The sequence below is a fragment of the Streptomyces bobili genome, assembly GCF_002154575.1.
Classification (GTDB): domain Bacteria; phylum Actinomycetota; class Actinomycetes; order Streptomycetales; family Streptomycetaceae; genus Streptomyces; species Streptomyces bobili.
In genome coordinates, this window is sequence record NZ_MUBA01000452.1 from 1 (window position 1) to 5,108 (window position 5,108).

Annotated in this window: 7 protein-coding genes; 1 reads left to right on the forward strand and 6 read right to left on the reverse strand. The window is 70.5% G+C overall.

Annotated elements, in window-relative coordinates; genetic code table 11:
• Positions 1–32: 32 nt before the first annotated feature.
• The 5 genes from BZL64_RS41970 to BZL64_RS30000 form a co-directional block, all read right to left on the reverse strand.
• Positions 33–164, reverse strand: coding sequence for a hypothetical protein (locus BZL64_RS41970; RefSeq protein ID WP_086772293.1), 132 nt, complete (start codon positions 162–164; stop codon positions 33–35).
• 190 nt (positions 165–354) lie between these two features.
• On the reverse strand, positions 355–1,386 hold the full coding sequence (gene glnII, locus BZL64_RS29980) for a glutamine synthetase (protein WP_086772294.1): 1,032 nt from the start codon (positions 1,384–1,386) through the stop codon (positions 355–357).
• Positions 1,387–1,980: 594 nt separating this feature from the next.
• Positions 1,981–2,697 (reverse strand): RlpA-like double-psi beta-barrel domain-containing protein, encoded by a 717-nt coding sequence (locus tag BZL64_RS29990; RefSeq protein ID WP_086772295.1) that lies wholly within the window; start codon positions 2,695–2,697, stop codon positions 1,981–1,983.
• Positions 2,698–2,829: 132 nt separating this feature from the next.
• Positions 2,830–3,708: a hypothetical protein gene (locus BZL64_RS29995; protein WP_086772296.1), complete on the reverse strand. Its 879-nt coding sequence runs from the start codon at positions 3,706–3,708 to the stop codon at positions 2,830–2,832.
• 65 nt (positions 3,709–3,773) lie between these two features.
• Positions 3,774–4,133 (reverse strand): arsenate reductase family protein, encoded by a 360-nt coding sequence (locus BZL64_RS30000; protein ID WP_086772298.1) that lies wholly within the window; start codon positions 4,131–4,133, stop codon positions 3,774–3,776.
• 142 nt (positions 4,134–4,275) lie between these two features.
• Here BZL64_RS30000 and BZL64_RS30005 point away from each other — a divergent pair, with 142 nt between their 5' ends.
• On the forward strand, positions 4,276–4,563 hold the full coding sequence (locus tag BZL64_RS30005; protein WP_373314783.1) for a hypothetical protein: 288 nt from the start codon (positions 4,276–4,278) through the stop codon (positions 4,561–4,563).
• A gap of 63 nt (positions 4,564–4,626) precedes the next feature.
• Here BZL64_RS30005 and BZL64_RS30010 read toward each other — a convergent pair.
• Positions 4,627–5,108, reverse strand: a 482-nt coding sequence (locus tag BZL64_RS30010; protein WP_158101572.1) for a phosphotransferase, incomplete at its 5' end; no start/stop codon positions are given.

Genomic DNA, 5,108 nt, shown 5'->3' on the forward strand with positions numbered 1-5,108 from the left:
CGCGCGATGAACGCGCCGGCCCTCTAAAGCCGTTACCCCCGGTCTTCGGCCGGCGCGTTCATCGCGCGGCAACACACCCGGTCGAAGTCGTGGTGCTGACGGGAAGGCCAGAACGGTTCGAGGTCGTGGCGACCCGTCGCGGTGTGCTTCTGGAAGCTGGCCATGCGCCCATTGAAGCAGACACCCGCCCCGGACAGGAGAGTCCTCTCACTGCTTGGACGAGGAGCTTGCCTCGTCCTCGTTGCGGGGCGGCATACGGAAAGGGGCGCCCGCCGACTCGGCGGGCGCCCCTTTCCGGGAAGAGTCCGGGATCAGATCCGGGAAGCCCCGGCCTGATCCGGGATCAGGCCGGGATCAGACCTGGCCGGCCTTCTCCAGCGCGGAGCAGCAGGTGTCCACGATCAGGCGGGTCACCAGGTACGGGTCCACGTTGGCGTTCGGGCGGCGGTCCTCGATGTAACCCTTGCCGTCCTTCTCGACCTGCCACGGGATGCGGACCGAGGCGCCACGGTTGGAGACACCGTAGGAGTACTCGTTCCACGGGGCGGTCTCGTGCAGACCGGTCAGGCGATCGTCGATGCCGGCGCCGTAGTGCTTGACGTGGTCGAGGGGCTTGGAGCCCTCACCGAGCGACTCGCACGCGGTGATGATCGCCTCGTACGTCTCGCGCATCGCCTTGGTGGAGAAGTTGGTGTGCGCACCGGCGCCGTTCCAGTCGCCCTTGACCGGCTTCGGGTCGAGGGTGGCCGCGATGTCGAAGTCCTCGGCGGTGCGGTAGAGCAGCCAGCGCGACACCCACAGCTGGTCGGAGACCTCCAGCGGGGCGAGCGGGCCGACCTGGAACTCCCACTGGCCGGGCATGACCTCGGCGTTGATGCCGGAGATGCCCAGACCCGCCTTGAGGCAGTTGTCCAGGTGCGCCTCGACGACGTCACGGCCGAAGATCTCGTCGGCGCCGACACCGCAGTAGTAGCCGCCCTGCGGGGCCGGGAAGCCGCCCTTGGGGAAGCCGAGCGGGTAACCGTCCTTGAAGAACGTGTACTCCTGCTCGATGCCGAAGATCGGCTCCTGCGCGGCGAACTTCTCGGCGACCTCGGCCAGCGCGGCACGCGTGTTGGACTCGTGCGGCGTCATGTCGATGTTGAGGACCTCGCACAGCACGAGGATGTCGTCGCCACCGCGGATCGGGTCGGGGCAGGTGAAGACCGGCTTGAGGACACGGTCCGAGGCATGGCCCTCGGCCTGGTTCGTGGACGACCCGTCGAAGCCCCAGATCGGCAGCGCGTCCAGACCCACGGGCTCGCCCGTCATGATCTTGGTCTTGGAACGGAGCTTGGCCGTCGGCTGGGTGCCGTCGATCCAGATGTACTCAGCCTTGAAGGTCACGGGCCACTTCCTTCGGGGGTGGGTCAGACGCACTTGCGGGTGCTGCGGCGCTGCGGCACTGGGGCGCCGCACTCGATGCCCGGCAGCCTGTCAACAGGCGATTTCCCGGTCATTGCTCGAATGTGAACCCCGTGTTACCTGGTGGTTCTGTGGTGCGTCTCACGGTGTGAGGACGACGGCCCGGCCGGGAGTTGCCGTTCGCGCTCGCAGACGCGGGCCGCGAACGCGGGGGCGCGAGCACTCGTATGCGATGGGAATGACCGGGCCGCGGCGGGGCAGGCCGGGGGAGTCGCCCTCGACCCCTCGACCCCGACCGGCTGCGCCTCCAGGAGGCAGCCGCCGGTTTCCCGGCCGCGAAGCCGGTCACCGGGCCGCGTCCGTCGCCACAACGGCTGCGGGGCCTGGACGTGGCCGGCCCTGCTGTTCGTGGCCGCGAACAGCAGGACCCATGACACGCACCGAGTGACGACCCCGGCCGGCGAGCCGCTGCCGCGTGTGGAGACCGTCGTCCTGCCGGACGTCTCCCCTCACGCGCCGCCACCCGCCGCACCTTCCGAACTGGGCCGCCTCCTCACGGAGTTCCGTTCCTGAGCGTCACCCCACCTTCTCGATCAGGGCCCGGCGGATGAGGAACTTGCCGGGCTCGCGGACCTGTTCGAAAGCCGCGTTGTTCAGCAGCGCGCAACTGCCCGAGACCGAGGTCACCTCGACGGTCGTCGACTTGTTGTTGTCGAGGTTGGTCACCTTCAGCTTCGTGCCCACCGGGAACTGGTTGCTGGACGCGGCCGGGGCACCCGCCTCACCGGAGAGGGTGACGGTCGAGCCGTTGCAGACCTGCTGGCCCGACGCCGCGCCGCCGCCCGCGTTTCCCGCGTCACCGGCGTTGTCGGCCGGGGCGCTCTGCGGCGGCTGGGCCGGCGGCGTGGCCTGCTGCCCGCCACCCTGCTGCCCGCCCTGGCCGTTCTGCGCCGGCTGTGTCGGCTGCGTCGCCTGGGAGCCCTGAGCCGACTCCCCAACGACGCAACCCGACGCCTCCTGCTGGACCTTGATCTGCGCGACGACCGCCTCGCGGTTGGTGATCCGGGCCGCCGACTGCGCGTCCGGGTTCGCCCGCTGGTCCTCGATGAACCGCTGGTTGTTGCCGAGAGCGGTGGCGAGTCCCTGACAGACGGTCGACTCGGCGGCCGTCTGCGGGCTCTGCGCGGCGTTGGAGGTGGCCGCCATGACGAAGGCGCCACCTCCCGCCACCGTCGCGGCGCCCACCAGCAGCGCGATCTTCTTCTTCGTGCCGAGAGTTCTCCTGCGCGACATCCGCGCCTCCTGAGAGGTAGGGGAGCGTACGCCGCTATGTACGAGATACCGAACGAGGTTACTCAGCGGTTACAGGAGTCAGTGGAAGTGGCGTGCGTCACAGGCGTGTCCACTCCTTCGTCTGCAGCCGCCTCAGCCGCTCTCGCCGGCCTCCCCGTCCTCGTACGTCACCACCGTGTCCATGACGTGCTTGAGCAACCCCTCCGTCTGGGCCGTGAGTTCGGCCTCCCCGGTCTCCGAGCCGTCGCCCCACTGGCCGTTGGCGAACACCACGGAGCGCACCGTCATCACCCGCCGGAACACCCCGGCCGAGCCGGGCGGTACGGTCGGCAGGCCGGCCTCCGGCGGCGGATCGAGCGAGACCACCTGGTAGGTCACCGGGTCCATCGAAGCCATCATGAACACGCGAGACGCGTCCTCGACGCGGGCGAAGCTCAGCACGGTCACCGTCACCTGCGAGCGCCGGTCGGCGTCCGTGAACAGTGCCGCCGTCAACCGCGAACACTTCCCGCCCTGTTGGATCAGCTCGGCCAGTTCCGCCGACATGCCCCGGGCGCAGTCGGTGGTGGTGGCGAGGTCGACTCGGCTGTACCGCGAGCCGTCCCCCAGGCGGACGCTCTTCGACGGGAAGGCCTGCTCGGGCCGGATGACCGGCCGGGCCAGCAGTGAGGGCAGGGAGCTGGGAGCGTCCGAGGGGAGGCTCGCGTCCACGGACGGCACGGCCGAGCGCGCGCCGGACGGGGTGGCGGTGGCGGTGGCCGCCGGGGGAGCGGCGGCCGGACCGCCACCGTCGTCGCCCGCCGCCATCACGACACCCGCCGCGACAGCGGCCACCAGGACGGCACCGATCCCGGCGACCGCGGCCCGCCGGTTACGCCGGCGGCGGCGTATTCGGCCCTGCTCGATCCGCTCCTGCTCGATTCGCTCCTGCTCGATCCGGTGTTGCTGGGCCGCGAACTGGGCGTAGGGATCGGGCGGTCCGTACGGAAATCCTTGATCACCGAAGGTCATGGCGGCGGAGGGTAACAGCGCGTGCGCTCCAACTCCCGCCGCCCGACGAATCCTCCACAGCCGGGCTAACGGGACAGAGCGTCCCGTACCGCCTCGTCCGTCCGTGCCACCACCGCGGTGCCGTCCTCGGCGGTGATGATGGGGCGCTGGATGAGCCGGGGATGCCCGGCGAGCGCCGCGATCCAGCGCCCGCGCGCCGCGTCGTCCCGCGGCCACTCCTTCAGCCCCAGCTCCTTGGCCTCGGCCTCCTGGGTGCGCGTGATGTCCCAGGGTTCCAGCCCGAGCCGGTCGAGTACGTCCCTGATCTCGTCCTCGCTCGGTACGTCCTCCAGGTATCGGCGGACCGTGTAGTCGGCGCCCTCGGCATCGAGGAGGGTGAGGGCGCTGCGACACTTGGAACAGGCGGGATTGATCCAGATCTCCATGCGGGCCACGGTAGCTCGAAAAGGGCCTGAAAGCCCCTCTGGCCAGGGGCGATTGTCAGTGGTGGGCGGTAAACTAGAAGCAGTGTTCGAGGGTTCCGCCGGAGGTGCCGGCCGGAGCCCTGACCGCGACAGGAGGATGCCCGTGCCCGCTGCCGCACTCAAGACGAAGCGACCTGTCCAGCTCGACCTGCCCTACGTGCCCGTGGAGAAGCGACCGCTGCCGCCCGGACGGCCCCGCGACTGGTACGTCATGCACAACCGCCGCCTCAAGGCCATGCGCCTCGCGATAGCCCTCCTCGACCTGGGCGTCTACCTGCCCACTCAGGCCCGCAACGAGAAGATCCGCAGCACGGCCCAACTCATCGGCATACATCCGCCGTCGGACACGACGTGCCACATGGTGCGGGCCCTGATGCGCTACAGCAGGTAGACCGACCGCCGGGTGCCGTCTGCGTGAGTACGGCACCCGGCGGCCCGGCGGCGCGAAAGCCCCTCACGCGTACGCCTCCAGCAACCCCGCCACGTACGCCTCCAGCCGCCCGCCCAGCACCTCCGCCGTCAGGTCGGTGCGGCCCAGCTCGCGCCACGGTCCCGCGAGCTTCGCCGCGTCGGGGGAGTAGGCCAGGGCGTCGAGCAGCCGCCAGTACAGGTGGTCGGCGCCGTCGGCCAGACCGTGTCCGCCGTGCGCCTCGTACCGCTCCCGGAAACCGAGACCGTACGCGGGGCCGTGCAGCAGGGCGAGGGCGGTGGAGCTGTGGGCGACGTCCAGGTCGACGGGTCCCCACGAGGTCTCCACCCAGTCGACGACCCCGCTGACGCGCAGCCCGACCCCCGAGCCGCCACCGCACCCGTCGCCGCCCCGCTCGCCGTCGAACAGGACGTTGCCGGGGTGGAAGTCCCGGTGCAGGAAGCGCCCCTCGTAGGACGGGGGTTCACGGCGGATCACGTCCACCGCCCGCGGGGGCGCTGTGGGAG